Here is an 18,162-nt window from a genome sequence, read left to right as displayed (position 1 = left end):
CCGATGCGTGGCAATGCCGCGCGTCGTAGCGCGTGGCTCAACCGTCGGACCGGTCGCCGCGCTGCGCGCGCACCCGCAGCGTGGTCAGCGCGATCAGGCGCGAGACCACCAGCGCGATGTACATCACCCCCGCGAACTGCTCGAGCATCACCAGCGCGCGCGCCTGCGGCAGCACCGGCACGATGTCGCTCAGCCCCACGGCCGAGAGCACGCTGAAGCTCAGGTACAGCAGCTCCATCCAGCTGCGCGTGCCGCTGGTCACGCCATTGGCGCTGAAGCTGCCCGGGTACCACTGCTGGCACACGGAGAAGGCGAACGCGAATGCCCAGGCCAGCAGGGTGAAGGTGGCCCCCGCGGCGAACAGTTCGTCGCTGGTGACCCGATGGTCGTCCAGCATGTAGGCGATCAGGCTGGCGGCCGTGTAGAAGTACAGCAGGCACTCCATGGCCTGGGCGAAGGTCACCAGGCCCGGCAACTGCCGGGTCACCCCGAGCAGCGAGCAGGCCACCGAGGGCAGCGCCAGCAGCCAGGCGATCCAGTTCACCGCGGGACTGCGGTTGACGACCCACAGCGCCAGGGCCAGCACCAGGATGCCGAAGGCGCCCAGCAGCGCCTGGCCGGTGCGGGTGTCGTTCATAGCCGGATAGAGCAGCACCCCGGCCAGCTGGACGATCAGCAGCATCGCAGAGGGGTGTCGACGCAGGGAACGGGCATCCAGGCGCATGGGACGGTCTTGCAGTGCGGGATCGCATCGTAAGCGTGCGGCCGTCACGGCCTGTCGAAAGGGTCAGAACTTTTCCCGACGTTCAAAAATAACGATTCCGTCACTAATTAGCGCACTTTTAGTTTCATTAAAATTCATTTTTGCCGGAATCAGGCAAATTACAGATTCATCGACACAAGCCGCCACACATCCGGCGAACTATCTCGTTAAGTTCCCGTTCGCGCTCCGTTGGACGACCGTTACGCGGCGCGCGCTTTGTCTTCGCCCTTCACCGCGCCCGCGTCCCGCAGGCCGGCCCCGGAGGGCGTTCTTGCCTCGATGCCTTTATTGGGAAGCCACACTCACATGAGCCACAGCAATCGTCACCACGCCTTGCGCCGCACCGCGCTGGCCCTCGTACTCGGCGCCGCGCTGGCGCAGGGCGCGGCCTACGCGCAGAGCACCGCCGGCAACATCGCGGGTACCGCGCCTGCCGTCGCCGGCCAGACCGTGCAGATCACCAGTTCCGCCTCGGGCGTCTCGCGCCAGGTGCCGGTCGACGCCAACGGCCGCTTCCGCATCCCCGCGCTGCCCACCGGCACCTACACCGTCACCCTGACCGGCGCCGACGGCACCGCCTCCAGCCAGACCGTCACCGTCGTGGCCGGCCAGACGGTCAACGCCGAGTTCGCCGATGCGGCCGGCGGTAGCTCCGCCAAGAGCCTGGACACCGTGGTCGTGCGCGGCATGAAGAACGTCAACGGCATCGACCTGTCCAGCGTCGAGTCGCGCACCACCTTCACCGCCGAGCAGCTCAATGCCCTGCCGGTGCCGCGCGACATCACCAGCGTCTCGCTGCTGACCCCGGGCACGGTCAAGAGCTCGGGCTACTTCGGCAACGCCTCCTTCGGCGGCGCCTCGGCCGCCGAGAACAGCTACTACGTCAACGGCTTCAACATCACCAACCTCTACGACAGCCTGTCGTTCTCGGAAGTCCCCTTCCAGGCGATCGACCAGCTGGACGTGCAGACCGGCGGCTACGGCGCGCAGTACGGCTTCTCCACCGGCGGCGTGACCAGCGTCAACGTCAAGCGCGGCACCAACGAATGGCACGGCGGCCTGAGCTGGACCAGCGTGCCGGACAGCCTGCGCGCCAGCGTGCCCAACGTCTATCGCAACAGCGACGACCAGATCTTCCGCAGCTACCACAACAACTACAGCGCCTCCAACACCTACACCGGCTGGATCGGCGGTCCGCTGATCAAGGACAAGCTGTTCGTCTTCGCGCTGGCCGAGTTCGACAAGAGCAACACCACCTCCTACGGCGCGCGCTCGGACGTGCAGACCGAACTGGACGCCGATGGCAATCCGACCCTGTCGCCGTCCACGGCCTCGCGCTCCACCAGCGCGCAGGACTATGAGTCCAAGACGCCCTACTGGCTGGTCAAGCTGGACTGGTACCTCAACGACGCCAACCACCTGGAATACACCGGCTTCGACAACGGCAGCCGCTACACCTACGACTACTACAACGCCGCCTACGGCGCCGATGACCATCCGGCCAAGACCGACTACAACGGCCAGCTGGTCGGCAAGAGCGGCGGCCAGACCGACATCTTCAAGTGGACCAGCTACCTGACCGACAACCTGACCATGGCGCTGCAGTACGGTCAGATGCGCAACAAGGATTCGCAGTTCACCATCAGCCCCGACGGCAAGCACAGCTCGTACGACGGCAACGTCTTCGGCCCCATCGGCGACTGCCCCTACGTGATCGACCAGACCGGCACGAAGATCGGCTGCGCCGTGGCCCAGAGCGTGGGCATGGAAGGCGGCAAGAACTCCCGCGACAGCTACAAGGCCGACTTCGAGTGGCAGCTGGGCGACCACAAGGTGGCCTTCGGCTACAGCGATGAGCAGTGGAAGTCGACCTCGGGCACGGCGTACTCCTCCGGCGGCTACTGGCGCCTGTACGACGGCTACGCGCGCCTGATCAACTTCCGCACCGGCGGCGGCGTCAAGATCGACCAGAAGTCCTGGTACCTGCAGGACAACTGGCAGATCACCGACAACTTCATGCTGTACGGCGGCATCCGCAACGACTCGTTCGACAACAAGAACAGCTCGGGCACCACCTTCGTCAAGCAGGACGACATCTGGCAGCCGCGCCTGGGCTTCTCGTGGGATGTGGCCGGCAACGGCGACAGCAAGCTGTTCGGCTCGCTGGGCCGCTACTCGCTGCCGATCGCGGCCAACGTCGCCCTGCGCGCCGCCAGCGCCTCGTTCTACACCGTCAACTACTACACCTATGACGGCATCGATCCGGTCAGCGGCGCGCCGCTGAACACCGCGCCCTTCCGCGGCGGCTCGGCCGACTACGTCATCAACGGCGAGAACGGTGTGGCGCCCGACCCGAAGGCCGTGGCCAGCAAGGGCCTGAAGCCCTATACGCAGGACGAGGCCATCCTGGGCTACCAGCAGCTGCTGCACTCGGACAACAGCTTCGTCGACGGCTGGACGCTGGGGGCCAAGGCCACCTACCGTCGCATCAACCAGGCCATCGACGATACCTGCGATGTGCGTGCGATCTACAACGCCGCGCAGGCGCAGGGCTACGACGTGGCCGGTCACTGGGCTGACCAGTGGACGATTCCGGACGGTCTGCCTGGCTGCTACCTGTACAACCCGGGCGAAGACCTGAACATCACGCTGGATGTCGATGGCGACGGCAAGGCCGACAACATCCACGTCGACGGCAGCGCCCTGGGTCCCAAGGCCAAGCGCTACTACAAGGCGTTGACCCTGAGCGCGGAGAAGGCCACCGACAAGTGGTACGCCAGCATCAACTACACCTGGTCCAAGCTCAGCGGCAACTACGAGGGTCTGGTCAAGAGCACCAACGGCCAGTCCGACACCGGCACGACCTCGGACTTCGACTTCGCCGAGATCATGTACGGCGCCGATGGCTATCTGTTCAACGACCACCGCCACACGCTGAAGGCGTACGGTGCGTACAACTTCACCGACGAGTGGTCGATGGGTGTTGATCTGCAGGTCCAGTCGGGCGCGCCGATCAGCTGCCTGGGCGGCGGCACCGGCACCTTCGGCACCGAGTACGGCTACGGCGGCGTGTTCCACTACTGCAATGGCGAGATCGCCAAGCAGGGCACCGCCGGTCGCACGCCGTGGACCTGGGCCGTCAACCCGAACGTGGTCTACAAGCCGCAGTGGGCCAATGGCCTGAGCCTGCAGATGTCGGTGCTGAATCTGTTCAACTCGGTCAAGCCGCTGCAGGTGTACGAGACCAAGGAAGACACCCAGTACGGCGAGACCTACAACAGCTACAAGCTGGGCAAGTACTACACCACCCCGCGCTATGTGCGCTTCCAGGTGCAGTACGACTTCTAAGTGGTTTGATCGGGCGTCGGTCTGAGCCCGTCCAGAAGCAGCAAGACAGACCCCGCCGGGCAACCGGCGGGGTCTTTTGCTTTTCTTCGACCGTCGACGAATTGCGGCGGGGTACGTGGTCCGGCGCTCGGAAGGACAGCGGGCTTAGGGATAGCCCGCGGCGGCTCGGTCCGCCATGGATGGCGGACCGAGCCGAGAAGCCGTGCCCGGCCGGGTCGAGGCTGGTCGGCGAATGCTTTCGCCGGCCCCGGCAGGTCGACGAGACCCTCCTCCTGCCGCAGGCCTCGCCGCATTCACGCGCCCGCGGCTTTGCGCTATCGTTTTGGCGGGGATAGATGCCCGGCATGGGCGACAACACGACAAGGGGCGACGATGAAGGCATGGAAGCGGGCCATGACGGCCGCGGTGATGGTGTGCGCCTGCCTGCCGGCCTGGCCGGCCGAGCCGGTGCCGGTGGAAGCATTCGCGCAGGCGAACAAGCTGTCCGATCCGATGCTCTCGCCCGACGGCAAGTACCTGGCGGCCTCGGTCGATCTGGACCATGGCTTGTCCGCGCTGGCGGTCTACCGCCTGTCGGACATGGTGCAGACCGCGCTGCTGAAGTTCCCGCGCTACGAGCTGGCCACCCAGGTGCAGTGGGTCAGCAACACCCGGCTGGTGATCGCCAAGGGGCGCAAGGTCGGCTCCCTGGAAAAGCCCCGCCCCAACGGCGAGGTCATCGCCAGCAATTTCGACGGCACCGGACAGAAGTACATCTACGGCTACGAGCAGCGCGCGGCCAGGTCGACGCTGGATCGCGGCTTCGGCTACATCGAAGGCGTGCCGGAGGTCCCCAACGGCCATTTCTACCTGCGCCAGCTCTCGTTCGAGGCGCGGCGCTCGATGCTTTACGACGTGGACACCGAGAAGGTCACCTTCCGCCTGGTCGCCGACATCGACGTGCCGGACCTGGATTTCGTGCTCGACCATGCCGGCAAGCCGCGCTTCGCCATCGGCACCAACGACGACGACGAGCCGCTGCTGTATCGCGCCGGCGACGACGGTGCCTGGCAGCCCATGGCGACCAGCGAGGCGGACCTGTGGCAGCCCTTCGCCTTCAGCCCCGACGATCGCCAGGTCTACGCCTGGCGCAGCCGCAAGGGCGGGCCGGCCGAGCTGGTCCGCAGTGATCCGCAGGGCGGCAACCTGCAGGTCCTGGCGCGGGACGACTTCGCCAGCGTGAGCGATCTGCAGTGGACCCACGCGCCGGCGGTGCCGTTCGCCGCGCAGGCCGGGCGCGGGCCGAGCCGTTTCACCTACTTCGACACCAGCTCGCCCGACGCGCAGCTGCATCAGGCGCTCACCCAGGCGTTGCCGGGCAAGCACGTGGAGTTCGTCAACCAGAGCCAGGACGGCCAGGTCGTGCTGCTGTTCATCGACAGCGATCGCGATCCGGGCGCGTGGTACCTGCTCAACCGCGGGAACAACAAGCTGAGCCGCCTGCTGACGCCCCGCGAGGGCATCGATCCTGAGCGGATGGGCGAACGGCGCGTGCAGCGCTTCACCGCCAGCGATGGCCTGCCCCTAGAGGCGATCGTCACCGTGCCGGCCGGCGTGCGCGACCCCAAGGCCTTGCCGATGGTGCTGCTGCCACATGGCGGCCCGCATGGCATCCGCGACGACTGGGAGTTCGATACCGACGCGCAGTTCCTGGCCAGCCGCGGCTACCTGGTGCTGCAGATCAACTACCGCGGCAGCGGCGGGCGCGGCGCGGCCTTCAAGGAGGCCGGCTACCTCAAGTGGGGCACGCGTATCCAGGACGACCTGCTCGACGGCGTGCGCTGGGCCATCGCCCAGGGCATGGCCGACCCCAAGCGCGTGTGCGTCTATGGCGGCAGCTTCGGCGGCTATTCGGCGATGATGACGGTGGCGCGCGCGCCGGGGATGTTCCAGTGCGCGGTCGGCCTGGCCGGCATCTACGATCTGGACATGATGTACAGCAAGGGCGACATCAAGCGCACCGAGTCGGGCCGCCGCTATCTGCAGCGCGTGATCGGGCGCGACGCGGCCGAGCTGGCGGCCAACTCGCCGGTGAGCCTGGCCGGCAAGATCACCGTGCCGGTGCTGCTGGCGCACGGCGAGGACGATGAGCGCGCACCCTTCGCCCAGGCCAAGGCGATGCGGGCCGCGCTCACCGCTGCCGGTCATCCGCCGCAGTGGATGGCGGTGCCCAACGAAGGCCATGGCTTTTACAACGAGGCCAATGCGATCGCCTTCTTCAATCAGCTGCAGGCCTTCCTGGATGCGCATATCGGGGACGGCGCGCACTAGCGGGCGCTGCACGACCGCTGTCGTCATTGCTGAGAACGCGCGCCACGGACGGCGCGCATGCGAGGGCGCGACAGCCATGGACTCCCGCTTCCGCGGGAATGAGGGAGGGAGTTGTCTGCCCCGACACCCGCGCGGGGCGTGAGACCCGCGAACCGGGTCGACGCTGCGTCCGCAATGGGCGTTCCTCGCGTCGCCACGTGCCGATCACTGCCGCGGCTGTACCGTGCAGCACTTTTCGCGGCGGCCGGTGGGCGGGCCGCACGCACGGAGCCGGCCATGGTCTACAGGATTTCGCTGTTCATCGTCATCGCGCTGGTGCCCGCCGCCGGCATCGCGCCCGATGCGTTCAACGCGGTGATGCAGGCGGCGCTGAAGCAGACCATCGGCGCGGCCGGCTCGCTGTATCTGCTGGTGGTGTTCGCCGCGCTGGTGTTCCTGCTGTTCCTGTGCGTGGGCCGCTTCGCCGACCTGCGTATCGGCGGCGAGGATGCGCAGCCGCAGTTCTCCAACGCCAGCTGGCTGTCGATGCTGTTCGCCGCCGGCATGGGCATCGGGCTGGTGTTCTGGGGCGCGGCCGAGCCGCTGTCGCATTTCATCACCCCACCCGAGGGGCTGCAGCCGCGCAGCATGGACGCCGCGCGCGCGGCGATGCGCTACGCCTTCTTCCACTGGGGCCTGCATCCGTGGTCGGTGTACGCGCTGATCGGGCTGGCGATGGCCTGGTTCCAGTTCAACCGCGGCGGACGCGGGCTGATCAGCGACCTGCTCGAGCCGGTGCTCGGCCGCCGTCATGAGGGCTGGATCGGCCACCTGGTCAACATCGCCGCGGTGGTGGCCACCACCATCGGCGTGGCCACCACGCTGGGCTTCGGCACCATCCAGATCGCCGCGGGCCTGGAGCGGGTGTTCGGCATCCATGCCTCCGCGCCGGTGCAGCTGACCGTCATCGCGGTGTCCTTCGTGCTGTACATGGCCTCCAGCGTCACCGGCGTGGAGCGCGGCATCAAGTGGCTGTCCAACTTCAACGTCGGCCTCGCCGCGCTGCTGCTGGCCTTCGTGCTGGTGCTGGGGCCGACGAGCTTCATCTTCGACACTTTCACCACCACCCTGGGCAGCTATCTCAACAGCCTGGTCAACATGAGTCTGCGCATGTCGCCGTTCTCGCGTTCGACCTGGGTGGCGACCTGGACGATCTTCTACTGGGCCTGGTGGATCGCCTGGGCGCCGTTCGTGGGCGCGTTCATCGCGCGGGTGTCCTATGGCCGTCGCATCCGCGAATTCGTGTTCGGCGTGGTGCTGGCCCCGAGCCTGCTGGGCTTCCTGTGGTTCTCCACCTTCGGCGGCGCGGCGCTGTGGGCGCAGCTGTTCGGCCATGTCGATCTGGCCGCGGCGCTGGCGCAGGGCTACGAGACGGTCCTGTTCGCGATGTTCGACGGCCTGCCGCTGTCCTGGCTGCTGTCCGGCCTGGCGCTGTTGCTGCTGTCGATCTTCTTCGTCACCTCGGCCGACTCGGCCGTGCTGGTGCTGGCCAGCATGTCCTACGACAAGGCCGAAGACCCGCCGCTGTCGCGCAAGATCGTCTGGGGCTCGGCCATCGCCCTGATCGCCGCCACATTGCTGCTGGTCGGCGGCCTGGAGGCGCTGCAGGCGATGATCACCGTGGCCGCCCTGCCCTTCGCCCTGCTGATGGTGCTGGTGATCCTCGCCCTGTACCGCGCGCTGGACCAGGAGTACCAGGACCAGCAGCGGCGCCTGCAGCGCGACCGCCGGGCCATCGCGCAGTGGCTGGAACGCGAACGGGAGCGCTGAGGCCCGCCGGCACGCGGCACGGTTTCCCAGGCAACGAAATCCGCGCTTGACAGCCCCGCGGCGGGCATGGTTTTCTGCCCGCCTGATGAACGCCTTCCGTCCGATCACGACCGCCCAGCAGACCGCGCACGCCGCGGCTTCGCTCCTCGTGCTCGTACTTATCCACTCGCCTCACGGTGCGGGACGGACGGTCGTGTAAGCAGCAAGCACACGAAACCCTGACGAAACCCCGCACTGCGAAGTGCGGGGTTTCGTGCTTTCAGCCCCTTCAAAAGTTTCAACCCCAACTTTCAGCCAGACAGGAACGCCGCCCATGACCGCTTCGACCTCCAACCTCCCCCAGCCCACCATCGCCATCGTCGGCTACGGCAGCCAGGGCCGCGCCCATGCGATGAACCTGCGCGAGTCGGGCTTCGATGTGACGGTCGGCCTGCGCCCGGGCGGCCCGACCGAAGCCAAGGCCAAGGCCGATGGCTTCCTGGTCAAGTCGCCGGCCGAGGCGGTCAAGGACGCCGACCTGGTCGCCGTGCTGACCCCGGACATGGTGCAGAAGCAGCTGTACAACGAGGTGCTGGCGCCGAACATGAAGCAGGGTGCGGTGCTGCTGTTCGCCCATGGCCTGAACGTGCACTTCGGCATGATCGCCCCGCGCGAGGACCTGGACGTGGTCCTGGTCGCGCCCAAGGGCCCGGGCGCGCTGGTGCGCCGCGAGTACGAGATCGGCCGCGGCGTACCGTGCATCTACGCGGTCTACCAGGACACCTCGGGCAAGGCCGAGCAGTACGCGCTGGCCTATGCCGCCGGCCTGGGCGGCGCCCGCGCCAACATCATCAAGACCACCTTCAAGGAAGAGACCGAGACCGATCTGTTCGGCGAGCAGGCCGTGCTGTGCGGCGGCGCGTCCTCGCTGGTGCAGGCCGGCTTCGAGACCCTGGTGGAAGCCGGCTACCAGCCCGAGATCGCCTACTACGAAGTGCTGCACGAGCTGAAGCTGATCGTGGACCTGTTCTACGAAGGCGGCATTACCCGCATGCTGGAGTTCATCTCCGAGACCGCGCAGTACGGCGACTACGTCAGCGGCCCGCGTGTGATCGATGCCTCGACCAAGGCGCGCATGAAGGAGGTCCTGACCGACATCCAGGACGGCACCTTCACCAAGAACTGGGTCGCCGAGTACGAAGCGGGCCTGCCGAACTACAAGAAGTTCAAGCAGGCCGACCTGGAGCACCCGATCGAAGTGGTCGGCAAGCAGCTGCGCGCCAAGATGGTGTGGCTGGCCGACAACGCCCCCAAGCCCGCAGCGCAACCACAGGCCGCCGCCGCATGAACGCACCGACCGCCACTGCCCCAGGCAATGGCGCCCGCTGGATCGCCCACGCCCTGGAAACCGAGGGCGTGGACACGATCTTCGGCTACCCCGGCGGGACCATCATGCCGTTCTACGATGCGCTGGTGGACTCGGCGCTCAAGCACATCCTGGTGCGCCATGAGCAGGGCGCGGCGCTGGCCGCCAACGGCTACGCCCGCGCCTCCGGCAAGGTCGGCGTGTGCGTGGCCACCTCCGGCCCGGGCGCGTCGAATCTGGTCACCGGCATCGCCGATGCGATGCTCGATTCGGTGCCGATGGTGTGCCTGACCGGCCAGGTCGCCACCCCGCTGATCGGCACCGACGCCTTCCAGGAGCTGGACGTGTTCGGCATGACCATGCCGATCGTCAAGCACAGCTTCCTGGTGCGCCGGGTCGAGGACCTGCCGCGGGTGTTCGCCGAGGCCTTCCGCATCGCCCGTGAGGGCCGCCCCGGCCCGGTGCTGATCGACCTGCCCAAGGACGTGCAGATCAGCGATGCCTCGCACCTGCCCGACCACGTGCCGGCCGCGGTCGCGCCGGCGCCGGCGCCGTCCGAGGCCGCCATCGCCGAGGCACTGGCGGCCATCGCCGGGGCCGAGAAGCCGGTGGTCTACGGCGGCGGCGGCATCGCGCTGGGCAATGCGGTCGAGGCGTTCCGCCAGTTCGTCGAGGCCAGCGGCATCCCGACCGTGCTGACCCTGCGCGGCCTGGGCGCGCTGCCGGCCAACCATGGCAACTACCTGGGCATGCTGGGCATGCACGGCACCCGCGCGGCCAACATGGCCGTGCAGGAGAGCGATCTGCTGATCGTGGTCGGCGCGCGCTTCGACGACCGCGCCACCGGCAAGCTGGCCGAGTTCGCTCCGTTCGCCCGCGTCATCCACCTGGACGCCGACGCCTACGAGATCTCCAAGCTGCGCACGGCCGACATCGCCATCCCCGGCGATCTGGCCAGCGGCCTGCGCGCGCTGAGCGGCGCGCGCAGCGCCTGCTATGCATGGAAGGCCAAGTGCGCGGCCAACCGCGAGCGCTTCGGCTTCCGCTACGACGCCCCGGGCACGGACATCTATGCCCCGGCGCTGCTGAAGCGGCTGAGCGAGGTCGCCCCGGCCGACGCGATCATCACCAGCGACGTCGGCCAGCACCAGATGTGGGTGGCGCAGCACTGCAAGTTCAACCACCCGCGCCACCACCTGACCAGCGGCGCGCTGGGCACGATGGGCTTCGGCCTGCCGGCGGCGATGGGCGCGCAGTTCGCCTGCCCGGAGCGCACGGTCGTGCTGGTCAACGGCGACGGCGGCTTCATGATGAACGTGCAGGAGCTGGTCACCATCGCGCGCTGCAAGCTGCCGGTGAAGATCGTGCTGCTGGACAACTCCGCGCTGGGCATGGTGCGCCAGTGGCAGGAGCTGTTCTTCGCCGAGCGCTACAGCGAGATCGACCTGTCCGACAACCCGGACTTCGCCGCGCTGGCCCGCGTGTTCGGCATCCCCGCCCGGCACATCGCCGCGCGCGAACAGGTCGACGACGCCCTGGCCGAACTGCTGGCCACGCCCGGCCCGGCGCTGCTGCACGTGAGCATCGACATCAAGGCCAACGTCTGGCCGCTGGTGCCGCCCAACCACGCCAACAGCTCGATGCTGGAATCCAACCCCGCCAAGGCCGCACCGGAGCCCCAGTCCCATGCATTACCGGCTTGATCTGATCGTGAGCTCGGCCGAAGGCGCCCTGGTGCGTGTGATCGGCATGGTCGAGCGCCGTGGTTTCGCCCCGCGCGCGGTGCATGCCGTGCCGCGCGCCGACGGCCGCTGGGAGCTGGGCATGCACATCGAGGGCACCCGTCCGATGGAGACCCTGCGCCATCAGCTGGAGAAGGTGTACGACTGCGAGTCGGTCGCCATCTGCATCGAGCCGCCGGCCGCGGCCGTGACCGGGGTGGCGGCATGATCCTCGCCCTCGCCCTTTCCGTCCCGTCGGCACCGCGCCCCGCGCGCCGCCCCGCACGCCGCATCGCCTTCCAGACCCCGCGCCGTCCCACGGCCATCCGCCCGGCCGTCGCCGTAGAGGATCCCTTCGTATGAACACCGCCGTATCCACCGACACCGTCCGAATTTTCGACACCACCCTGCGCGATGGCGAGCAGTCCCCCGGCTGCAGCATGTCCCCGCAGCAGAAGCTGGTGATGGCCCGCGCCCTGGCCGAGCTGGGCGTGGACATCATCGAGACCGGCTTCCCGGCCAGCTCCGAATCCGACCGCCAGGCCATGGCGCTGATCGGGCGCGAGATCCGCACGCCGACCCTGGCGGTACTCTCGCGCTGCCTGGCCGGCGACATCGAGACCTCCGCCCGCGCGCTGGAAGCGGCGGCCAACCCGCGCCTGCACGTGTTCCTGTCCACCAGCCCGCTGCACCGCGAGCACAAGCTGCGCATGAGCAAGGAGCAGGTGCTGGAATCGGTACACCGCCACGTGACCCTGGCGCGCGGCTACGTCGATGACGTGGAGTTCTCCGCCGAGGACGCCACCCGCACCGAGATCGACTACCTGATCGAAGTCGCCCGCACCGCCATCGCCGCCGGCGCGCGGACCATCAACCTGCCCGATACCGTCGGCTTCACCACCCCGGAGGAGATCGGCGACATGTTCCGGCGCGTGATCGCCGGCGTGGCCGACATAAGCGGCGCCGACCAGGTGGTCTTCAGCGCGCACTGCCACAACGACCTGGGGCTGGCCGTGGCCAACTCGCTGGCCGCCGCCGAGGCCGGCGCGCGCCAGATCGAGGGCAGCATCAACGGCATCGGCGAGCGGGCGGGCAACTGCGCCATCGAGGAGATCGCCATGGCGCTGAAGGTGCGCAACGCCTTCTACGGCTTCGACACCGGCATCCAGACCCCGCGCATCGTGCCGACCTCGCAGCTGCTGCAGCGCCTGATCGGCATGCCGGTCCAGCGCAACAAGGCGGTGGTCGGCACCAACGCCTTCGCCCACGAGTCGGGCATCCACCAGCACGGCATGCTGCGCCACCGCGGCACCTACGAGATCATGCGGCCGCAGGACGTGGGCTGGCCGGACACGCAGATGGTGCTGGGCCGCCACAGCGGCCGTGCCGCGGTCGATGCGCGCCTGCGCGCGCTGGGTTACCTGCTGGAAGAGGACGAGCTGAAGCTGGTGTTCGAGCAGTTCAAGGGCCTGTGCGAGCGCCAGCGCGTGGTCGGCGATGCCGATCTGCAGATGCTGATGCAGGACGCCGCGGTCAGCGACGGCTACCGCCTTGCCTCGATGACCATCTCCGATGTCGGCGGCCGTGCCAACGCGCTGGTCGAACTGTCCGACCCGGAAGGCAACCGCGTGGCCGAGACCGCGCAGGGCAATGGCCCGGTCGACGCGCTGTTCGGCGCGCTCTCGGCCGCCACCGGCGTCAAGCTGGAGCTGGACAGCTACCAGGTGCACAGCGTGGGCATCGGCGCCGACGCGCGCGGCGAGGCCAGCCTCTCCGTCCGCGCCGACGGCATCGAGTACGAAGGCACCGGCACGTCCAAGGACATCATCGAAGCCAGCGCGCTGGCCTGGCTGGACGTGGCCAACCGCCTGCTGCGCCAGCGCCAGCACGCGCCGGCACCGAGCGAAGCCGCCGCGGCATGAGCCCGGCCACGCACACGGCCGCCTCCGCCGCGGGCCAGGCGTGGGACGCGGCCCGCTACGCGCGCAACGCCGGCTTCGTCCCGGCGCTGGGCGCCCCGCTGCTGGCGCTGCTCGATGCCCGACCTGGCGAGCGCATCCTGGACCTGGGCTGCGGCGACGGCGTGCTGACCGCGCAGTTGGTCCAGGCCGGTGCGGACGTGGTGGGCGTGGATGCTTCGCCCGAGCTGGTCGCCGCCGCCATCGAGCGCGGCATCGATGCGCGCGTGATGGACGGGCACGCCCTGACCTTCGAGGGCGACTTCGATGCGGTCTTCAGCAACGCCGCGCTGCACTGGATGCGCCAGCCCGACGCGGTGCTGGACGGCGTGCGGCGCGCGCTCAAGCCCGGCGGCCGCTTCGTCGCCGAGTTCGGCGGCCACGGCAACGTGGCGGCGATCACCACCGCGCTGCGCGCGGCGCTGCAGGCCAATGGCGCCGGCGCGCCGGCCTTCGCCTGGTTCTTTCCCACGGCCGAGGAGTACGCCGCGCGACTGGCGCAGCATGGGTTCGAGGTCGTGCAGATTGCGCTGATCCCGCGCCCGACGCCGCTGCCCACCGGCATGACCGGCTGGCTGCAGACCTTCGCCGATCCCTTCCTGAGCGGCCTCGACGCCGACACCCGCACACGCGTGCTGGCCGACACCGAGGCGCTGCTGCGCCCGGCGCTGTGCGATACCGCCGGCCAGTGGCATGCCGATTACGTGCGCCTGCGCTTCAGCGCGCGCCGCTCCCCGACCCCGCATTCAACGCAAGGCCATCCGCAATGAGTTCCGCCCCCCGTACGTTGTTCGACAAGCTGTGGGACGCGCATGTCGTGGTTCCCGAAAGCGACACCGCGCCCGCGGTGCTGTACATCGACCTGCACCTGATCCACGAGGTCACCTCGCCGCAGGCCTTCACCGAACTGCGCGCGCGCGGCCTGGCGCAGCGCCGCCCGGACCGGACCAAGGCGACGATGGACCATTCCACGCCGACGCTGCCGGCCGGCGCCGACGGGCGGCTGCCCTACTACACCGCCGCGGCCGAGAAGCAGGTGCAGACGCTGGAAGCCAACTGCGCGCAGTACGGCATCGAGCTGTTCGACATGGGCTCGGCCAACCGCGGCATCGTCCACGTCATCGCCCCCGAGCAGGGCTTCACCCAGCCCGGCATGACCATCGTCTGCGGCGACAGCCACACCTCCACCCACGGCGCGTTCGGCGCGCTGGCCTTCGGCATCGGCACCAGCGAGGTCGGCCACGTCCTGGCCACCCAGTGCCTGCTGCAGCGCAAGCCGCGGACCATGTCGATCACCGTCGACGGGCCACTGGCGCCGGGCGTGGGCGCCAAGGACGTGGTGCTGCACATCATCGGCGTGATCGGGGTCAACGGCGGCACCGGCCATGTGCTGGAGTTCCGCGGCTCGACCATCGAGGCGATGGACATGGAGCAGCGCATGACCCTGTGCAACATGTCCATCGAGGCCGGCGCGCGCGCCGGCATGGTCGCGCCCGACCAGATCACCTTCGACTACGTCGCGGCCACCCCGCGCGGACCCAAGGGCGCGGACTTCGACGCCGCGGTCGCCTACTGGAAGACCCTGCGCAGCGATGCGGGCGCGCGTTTCGATGCCGACGTGGTGATCGACGCGGCCGACATCCGCCCGACCCTGACCTGGGGCACGCACCCGGGCACGGCGATCGCTGTCGATGCGGCCATCCCCGCCGCCAACGACGCGGCCGCGCAGAAGGGCCTGGACTACATGGGCTTCCATGCCGGCGAGCGCGTGGAAGGTGCCAAGGTGGACGTGGTGTTCGTCGGCTCGTGCACCAACGGCCGCCTGCGCGACATGCGCGAGGTCGCCCGCGTGCTGGCCGGGCGCAAGGTCGCCGACGGCGTGCGCATGCTGGTGGTGCCGGGCTCGGAAATCGTCAAGCGCCAGGCCGAGGCCGAGGGCATCGACGCCATCGTGCGTGCCGCCGGCGCGCAGTGGCGCGAGCCGGGCTGCTCGATGTGCATCGCCATGAACGGCGATCTGGTGGCACCCGGCGAGCTGGCCGTGTCCACCTCCAACCGCAATTTCGAGGGCCGCCAGGGCCCCGGCTCGCGTACCCTGCTCGCCTCGCCGCTGAGCGCGGCCTGGGCCGCGGTCAACGGCCGGGTCAGCGATGTGCGTGATCTGTTCGCAACAACCGAATCCAAGGAAGTGGCCTGATGTCCAGTCCCGAATCCAACCAGGCCGCGCACGTGGCCTTCACCGCCACGGTCGCCAGCGCGCTGGCCCGCAGCGTGCGCGACACGCCGCTGCGCCCGCGCCAGGACGCGCCCGCGCCCGAGGCGCTGCCCGCCGCGGAGGTCACCGACGTGCCGGCCGATTTCGCCCTGGGCGGCAGCGAGGAGGCCGCGTGATGGCAGGTATCCACACCATCACCTCCAAGGCCGTCGTGCTGCGCTCGACCAACATCGACACCGACCAGATCATTCCGGCGCGCTTTTTATCCACCACCGAGCGCGCCGGCCTGGGCCGCAACGCCTTCAACGACTGGCGCTGGCAGGCTGACGGCACGCCCAACCCGGACTTCGCCTTCAACCAGCTGGAGAACGCCGGCCGCTCCATCCTGCTGGCCGGGCGCAACTTCGGCTGCGGCTCCTCGCGCGAGCACGCGCCCTGGGCGCTGACCGATCTGGGGCTGCAGGCCGTGGTGTCCAGCGAGATCGCCGACATCTTCCGCGGCAACAGTCTCAAGAACGGCCTGCTGCCGGTGGTGCTGGCCGAGGCCGACGTGCAGGCGCTGATGGAGCGTCCGGACGACGAGCTGACCATCGACGTGGCCGCGCGCGAGCTGCGCACGCCCGACGGGCGCGTCTATGCGTTCCCCCTGGACGGCTTCTCGCAGACCTGCCTGCTCGAAGGCGTCGATCAGCTGGGCTACCTGCTGGCCCGCGTCCCCGAGATCGCCCGCTACGAGGCCGCCCATGCACGCTGACATCGTCGTCCTGCCCGGCGACGGCATCGGCCCGGAAGTGGCCGCGGCCGCCGTCGCCGTCCTCAAGGCCGTGGCCAGCCAGCACGGCCACGATTTCACCTTCGCCGAGCACGACATCGGCGGCATCGCCATCGACCGCCACGGGGTACCGCTGCCCGAGGCCACCACCGCCGCCTGCCAGCAGGCCGACGCCGTGCTGCTGGGCGCGGTCGGCGGGCCCAAGTGGTCCGACCCCAACGCCAAGGTCCGGCCCGAGCAGGGCCTGCTGGCGATCCGCAAGGCGCTGGGCCTGTTTGCCAACCTGCGTCCGGTGCGACCGCATCCGGCTGCGCTGGACGCCTCGCCGATCAAGCCGCACCTGCTGGCCGGCGTGGACATCGTCGTGGTGCGCGAGCTGACCGGCGGCATCTACTTCGGCGACAAGACCCGCACCGCCGAGGCGGCCAGCGACCTGTGCAGCTACTCGGTGGCCGAGGTCGAGCGGGTGCTGCGCAGCGCCTTCGGCCTGGCCCGCGCGCGTCGCGGCAAGGTCACCTCGGTGGACAAGGCCAACGTGCTGGAGACCTCGCGCCTGTGGCGCGAGGTGGCCGCGCGGGTCGGCCGCGAGGAGTTCCCGGACATCGCCCTGGAGCACCAGCTGGTCGATTCGATGGCCATGCACCTGCTGTCCAAGCCGCGCGAGTACGACGTCATCGTCACCGAGAACATGTTCGGCGACATCCTCACCGACGAGGCCTCGATGCTGGCAGGCTCGCTGGGCCTGCTGCCGTCGGCCTCGCTTGGCGAGGGCCGGGTGGGCCTGTACGAGCCGATCCATGGCTCGGCCCCGGACATCGCCGGCAAGGGCATCGCCAATCCCTACGCCACGATCCTCTCGGCCGTGCTGCTGCTGCGCCATTCGCTCGGGCTGGAAGCCGAGGCCCTGCGCGTCGAACAGGCCGTCGACGCCGCCCTGGAGGCGCGCGCCTTCACCGCCGACCTGGCCGGGCCCGGCCAGGCGCTGGGCACCACGCAGGCGACCGACGCGGTCCTGGCCCAGCTCGAACGCCAGCCGGCCCGCCAGGGCGCCTGAGCCTGCCCCGGGGCCGGCCGCCGGCCCCGTGGAAACCTGACGCGACGATGACGTCCGCGCCCGCCAGGGGCGCGGAGACTGTAAATATCGAACCGTCTGGTCTAGTATTGCGCGATGGTTCCGCAGGCCCCGCTTACCGTGTCTTCCGACTCCTCCCGCAGCACGACGCCGTCTGGCCCGGGCCGTCCCAAGGACCTGGCCAAGCGCGCGGCGATCCTCGAGGCGGCCAAGGCGCTGTTCGCGCGCGAAGGCTTCGCCGGCGTCAGCATGGACCGGATCGCGGCCGAGGCCGGCGTGTCCAAACTGACCGTCTACAGCCATTTCGGCGACAAGGAGTCGCTGTTCTCCGAGGCGATCCGCAACCTCTGCGAGGAGCTGCTGCCCGATGCCACCTTCAAGGTGCAGGGCAATGTCGGCGTGCGCGCGCAGCTGCGGCAGATCGCCGAGGGCTTCTTCGCGATGGTCACCAGCGAGCAGGCCATCAACACCCACCGCACCCTGCTGGCCAGCACCCAGGCCGACGAGCACCTGCGTCAGATCTTCTGGGAATCGGGCCCCAAGCGCACCCACGACAGCTTCGCCCTGCTGCTGCGTGAGCAGGTCGCGCAGGGGCATCTGGAGATCGAGGACATCGACGTGGCCGCCGGACAGTTCTTCACCCTGCTCAAGGGCGAACTCTATGGCCGCATGATGTGTGGCCTGCTGGGCCGGCTGGAAGCGGGCGAGATCGACCGCCACCTGGACGCCACGGTGGACATGTTCCTGCGCGCCTATGCCCGCCGCTGAACCTGGCCCGCCGCCCGCTGCCATGACTTCCGGTCCGGTGACTTCCGGCACTGCGCCCGCCCCGGGCGCGGCGGCGATGCT

At 69.1% G+C, this 18,162-nt stretch carries 14 protein-coding genes; 13 read left to right on the top strand and 1 reads right to left on the bottom strand.

The features are described 5' to 3' along the window. Positions 1-37: 37 nt before the first annotated feature. Positions 38-724 (bottom strand): ion channel, encoded by a 687-nt coding sequence (locus LAJ50_RS05165; protein WP_130550849.1) that lies wholly within the window; start codon positions 722-724, stop codon positions 38-40. 345 nt (positions 725-1,069) lie between these two features. Between LAJ50_RS05165 and LAJ50_RS05160 the strand changes: the two genes are divergently transcribed. From LAJ50_RS05160 to LAJ50_RS05100, 13 genes are all read left to right on the top strand, one after another. Further along, on the top strand, positions 1,070-4,111 hold the full coding sequence (locus tag LAJ50_RS05160; RefSeq protein ID WP_130550848.1) for a TonB-dependent receptor: 3,042 nt from the start codon (positions 1,070-1,072) through the stop codon (positions 4,109-4,111). Positions 4,112-4,504: 393 nt separating this feature from the next. Further along, the gene (locus LAJ50_RS05155) at positions 4,505-6,421 is read left to right on the top strand and encodes a S9 family peptidase (protein ID WP_224096483.1); all 1,917 of its coding nucleotides are present in this window, start codon (positions 4,505-4,507) and stop codon (positions 6,419-6,421) included. A gap of 276 nt (positions 6,422-6,697) precedes the next feature. Beyond that, positions 6,698-8,230 (top strand): BCCT family transporter, encoded by a 1,533-nt coding sequence (locus LAJ50_RS05150; protein ID WP_130550847.1) that lies wholly within the window; start codon positions 6,698-6,700, stop codon positions 8,228-8,230. A gap of 313 nt (positions 8,231-8,543) precedes the next feature. Further along, entirely contained in the window at positions 8,544-9,557 is a 1,014-nt protein-coding gene (gene ilvC / locus LAJ50_RS05145) for a ketol-acid reductoisomerase (protein ID WP_130550846.1), read from the top strand. After that, positions 9,554-11,278, top strand: a complete 1,725-nt coding sequence (ilvG, locus tag LAJ50_RS05140) for an acetolactate synthase 2 catalytic subunit (protein ID WP_138652166.1) — start codon at positions 9,554-9,556, stop codon at positions 11,276-11,278. The genes ilvC and ilvG overlap by 4 nt, the downstream gene beginning before the upstream one ends. Further along, positions 11,262-11,525 carry an ACT domain-containing protein gene (locus LAJ50_RS05135; protein ID WP_130550844.1) on the top strand — a complete coding sequence of 88 codons (264 nt, stop codon included), beginning with the start codon at positions 11,262-11,264 and terminating at the stop codon, positions 11,523-11,525. The genes ilvG and LAJ50_RS05135 overlap by 17 nt, the downstream gene beginning before the upstream one ends. Positions 11,526-11,655: 130 nt before the next feature. After that, positions 11,656-13,218, top strand: coding sequence for a 2-isopropylmalate synthase (locus LAJ50_RS05130; RefSeq protein ID WP_130550843.1), 1,563 nt, complete (start codon positions 11,656-11,658; stop codon positions 13,216-13,218). Further along, complete coding sequence (locus LAJ50_RS05125) at positions 13,215-14,024, top strand: class I SAM-dependent methyltransferase (RefSeq protein ID WP_130550842.1); 810 nt, start codon at positions 13,215-13,217, stop codon at positions 14,022-14,024. Before LAJ50_RS05130 ends, LAJ50_RS05125 begins: the two co-directional genes overlap by 4 nt. Beyond that, positions 14,021-15,451 (top strand): 3-isopropylmalate dehydratase large subunit, encoded by a 1,431-nt coding sequence (leuC, locus tag LAJ50_RS05120; protein ID WP_138652168.1) that lies wholly within the window; start codon positions 14,021-14,023, stop codon positions 15,449-15,451. The genes LAJ50_RS05125 and leuC overlap by 4 nt, the downstream gene beginning before the upstream one ends. Beyond that, positions 15,451-15,645, top strand: a complete 195-nt coding sequence (locus tag LAJ50_RS05115; protein WP_130516990.1) for a hypothetical protein — start codon at positions 15,451-15,453, stop codon at positions 15,643-15,645. Before leuC ends, LAJ50_RS05115 begins: the two co-directional genes overlap by 1 nt. Beyond that, positions 15,645-16,223 carry a 3-isopropylmalate dehydratase small subunit gene (gene leuD / locus LAJ50_RS05110; protein WP_138652171.1) on the top strand — a complete coding sequence of 193 codons (579 nt, stop codon included), beginning with the start codon at positions 15,645-15,647 and terminating at the stop codon, positions 16,221-16,223. The genes LAJ50_RS05115 and leuD overlap by 1 nt, the downstream gene beginning before the upstream one ends. Continuing rightward, positions 16,213-17,295: a 3-isopropylmalate dehydrogenase gene (leuB, locus tag LAJ50_RS05105; protein WP_138652173.1), complete on the top strand. Its 1,083-nt coding sequence runs from the start codon at positions 16,213-16,215 to the stop codon at positions 17,293-17,295. Before leuD ends, leuB begins: the two co-directional genes overlap by 11 nt. Positions 17,296-17,409: 114 nt before the next feature. Next, a complete protein-coding gene (locus LAJ50_RS05100) occupies positions 17,410-18,081 on the top strand; it encodes a TetR/AcrR family transcriptional regulator (RefSeq protein ID WP_138652175.1) in 672 nt (223 codons plus the stop codon). Positions 18,082-18,162 lie beyond the last annotated feature (81 nt).

It is taken from the genome of Pseudoxanthomonas sp. X-1 (genome assembly GCF_020042665.1).
GTDB lineage: Bacteria > Pseudomonadota > Gammaproteobacteria > Xanthomonadales > Xanthomonadaceae > Pseudoxanthomonas_A > Pseudoxanthomonas_A spadix_A.
Note: the sequence above shows the minus strand (reverse complement) of the source record. Positions and strands in the feature narration are given on the sequence as shown.

Excerpts from the sequence above, each read along its gene's own strand:
- LAJ50_RS05115 (WP_130516990.1), top strand. The coding sequence starts at position 15,451 with ATGTCCAGTCCCGAATCCAACCAGGCCGCGCACGTGGCCTTCACCGCC.
- LAJ50_RS05125 (WP_130550842.1), top strand. The coding sequence starts at position 13,215 with ATGAGCCCGGCCACGCACACGGCCGCCTCCGCCGCGGGCCAGGCGTGG.
- LAJ50_RS05165 (WP_130550849.1), bottom strand. The coding sequence starts at position 724 with ATGCGCCTGGATGCCCGTTCCCTGCGTCGACACCCCTCTGCGATGCTG.
- LAJ50_RS05130 (WP_130550843.1), top strand. The coding sequence starts at position 11,656 with ATGAACACCGCCGTATCCACCGACACCGTCCGAATTTTCGACACCACC.
- leuB (WP_138652173.1), top strand. The coding sequence starts at position 16,213 with ATGCACGCTGACATCGTCGTCCTGCCCGGCGACGGCATCGGCCCGGAA.
- LAJ50_RS05100 (WP_138652175.1), top strand. The coding sequence starts at position 17,410 with ATGGTTCCGCAGGCCCCGCTTACCGTGTCTTCCGACTCCTCCCGCAGC.
- leuC (WP_138652168.1), top strand. The coding sequence starts at position 14,021 with ATGAGTTCCGCCCCCCGTACGTTGTTCGACAAGCTGTGGGACGCGCAT.
- ilvC (WP_130550846.1), top strand. The coding sequence starts at position 8,544 with ATGACCGCTTCGACCTCCAACCTCCCCCAGCCCACCATCGCCATCGTC.
- LAJ50_RS05155 (WP_224096483.1), top strand. The coding sequence starts at position 4,505 with ATGACGGCCGCGGTGATGGTGTGCGCCTGCCTGCCGGCCTGGCCGGCC.
- leuD (WP_138652171.1), top strand. The coding sequence starts at position 15,645 with ATGGCAGGTATCCACACCATCACCTCCAAGGCCGTCGTGCTGCGCTCG.
- LAJ50_RS05160 (WP_130550848.1), top strand. The coding sequence starts at position 1,070 with ATGAGCCACAGCAATCGTCACCACGCCTTGCGCCGCACCGCGCTGGCC.
- ilvG (WP_138652166.1), top strand. The coding sequence starts at position 9,554 with ATGAACGCACCGACCGCCACTGCCCCAGGCAATGGCGCCCGCTGGATC.
- LAJ50_RS05135 (WP_130550844.1), top strand. The coding sequence starts at position 11,262 with ATGCATTACCGGCTTGATCTGATCGTGAGCTCGGCCGAAGGCGCCCTG.
- LAJ50_RS05150 (WP_130550847.1), top strand. The coding sequence starts at position 6,698 with ATGGTCTACAGGATTTCGCTGTTCATCGTCATCGCGCTGGTGCCCGCC.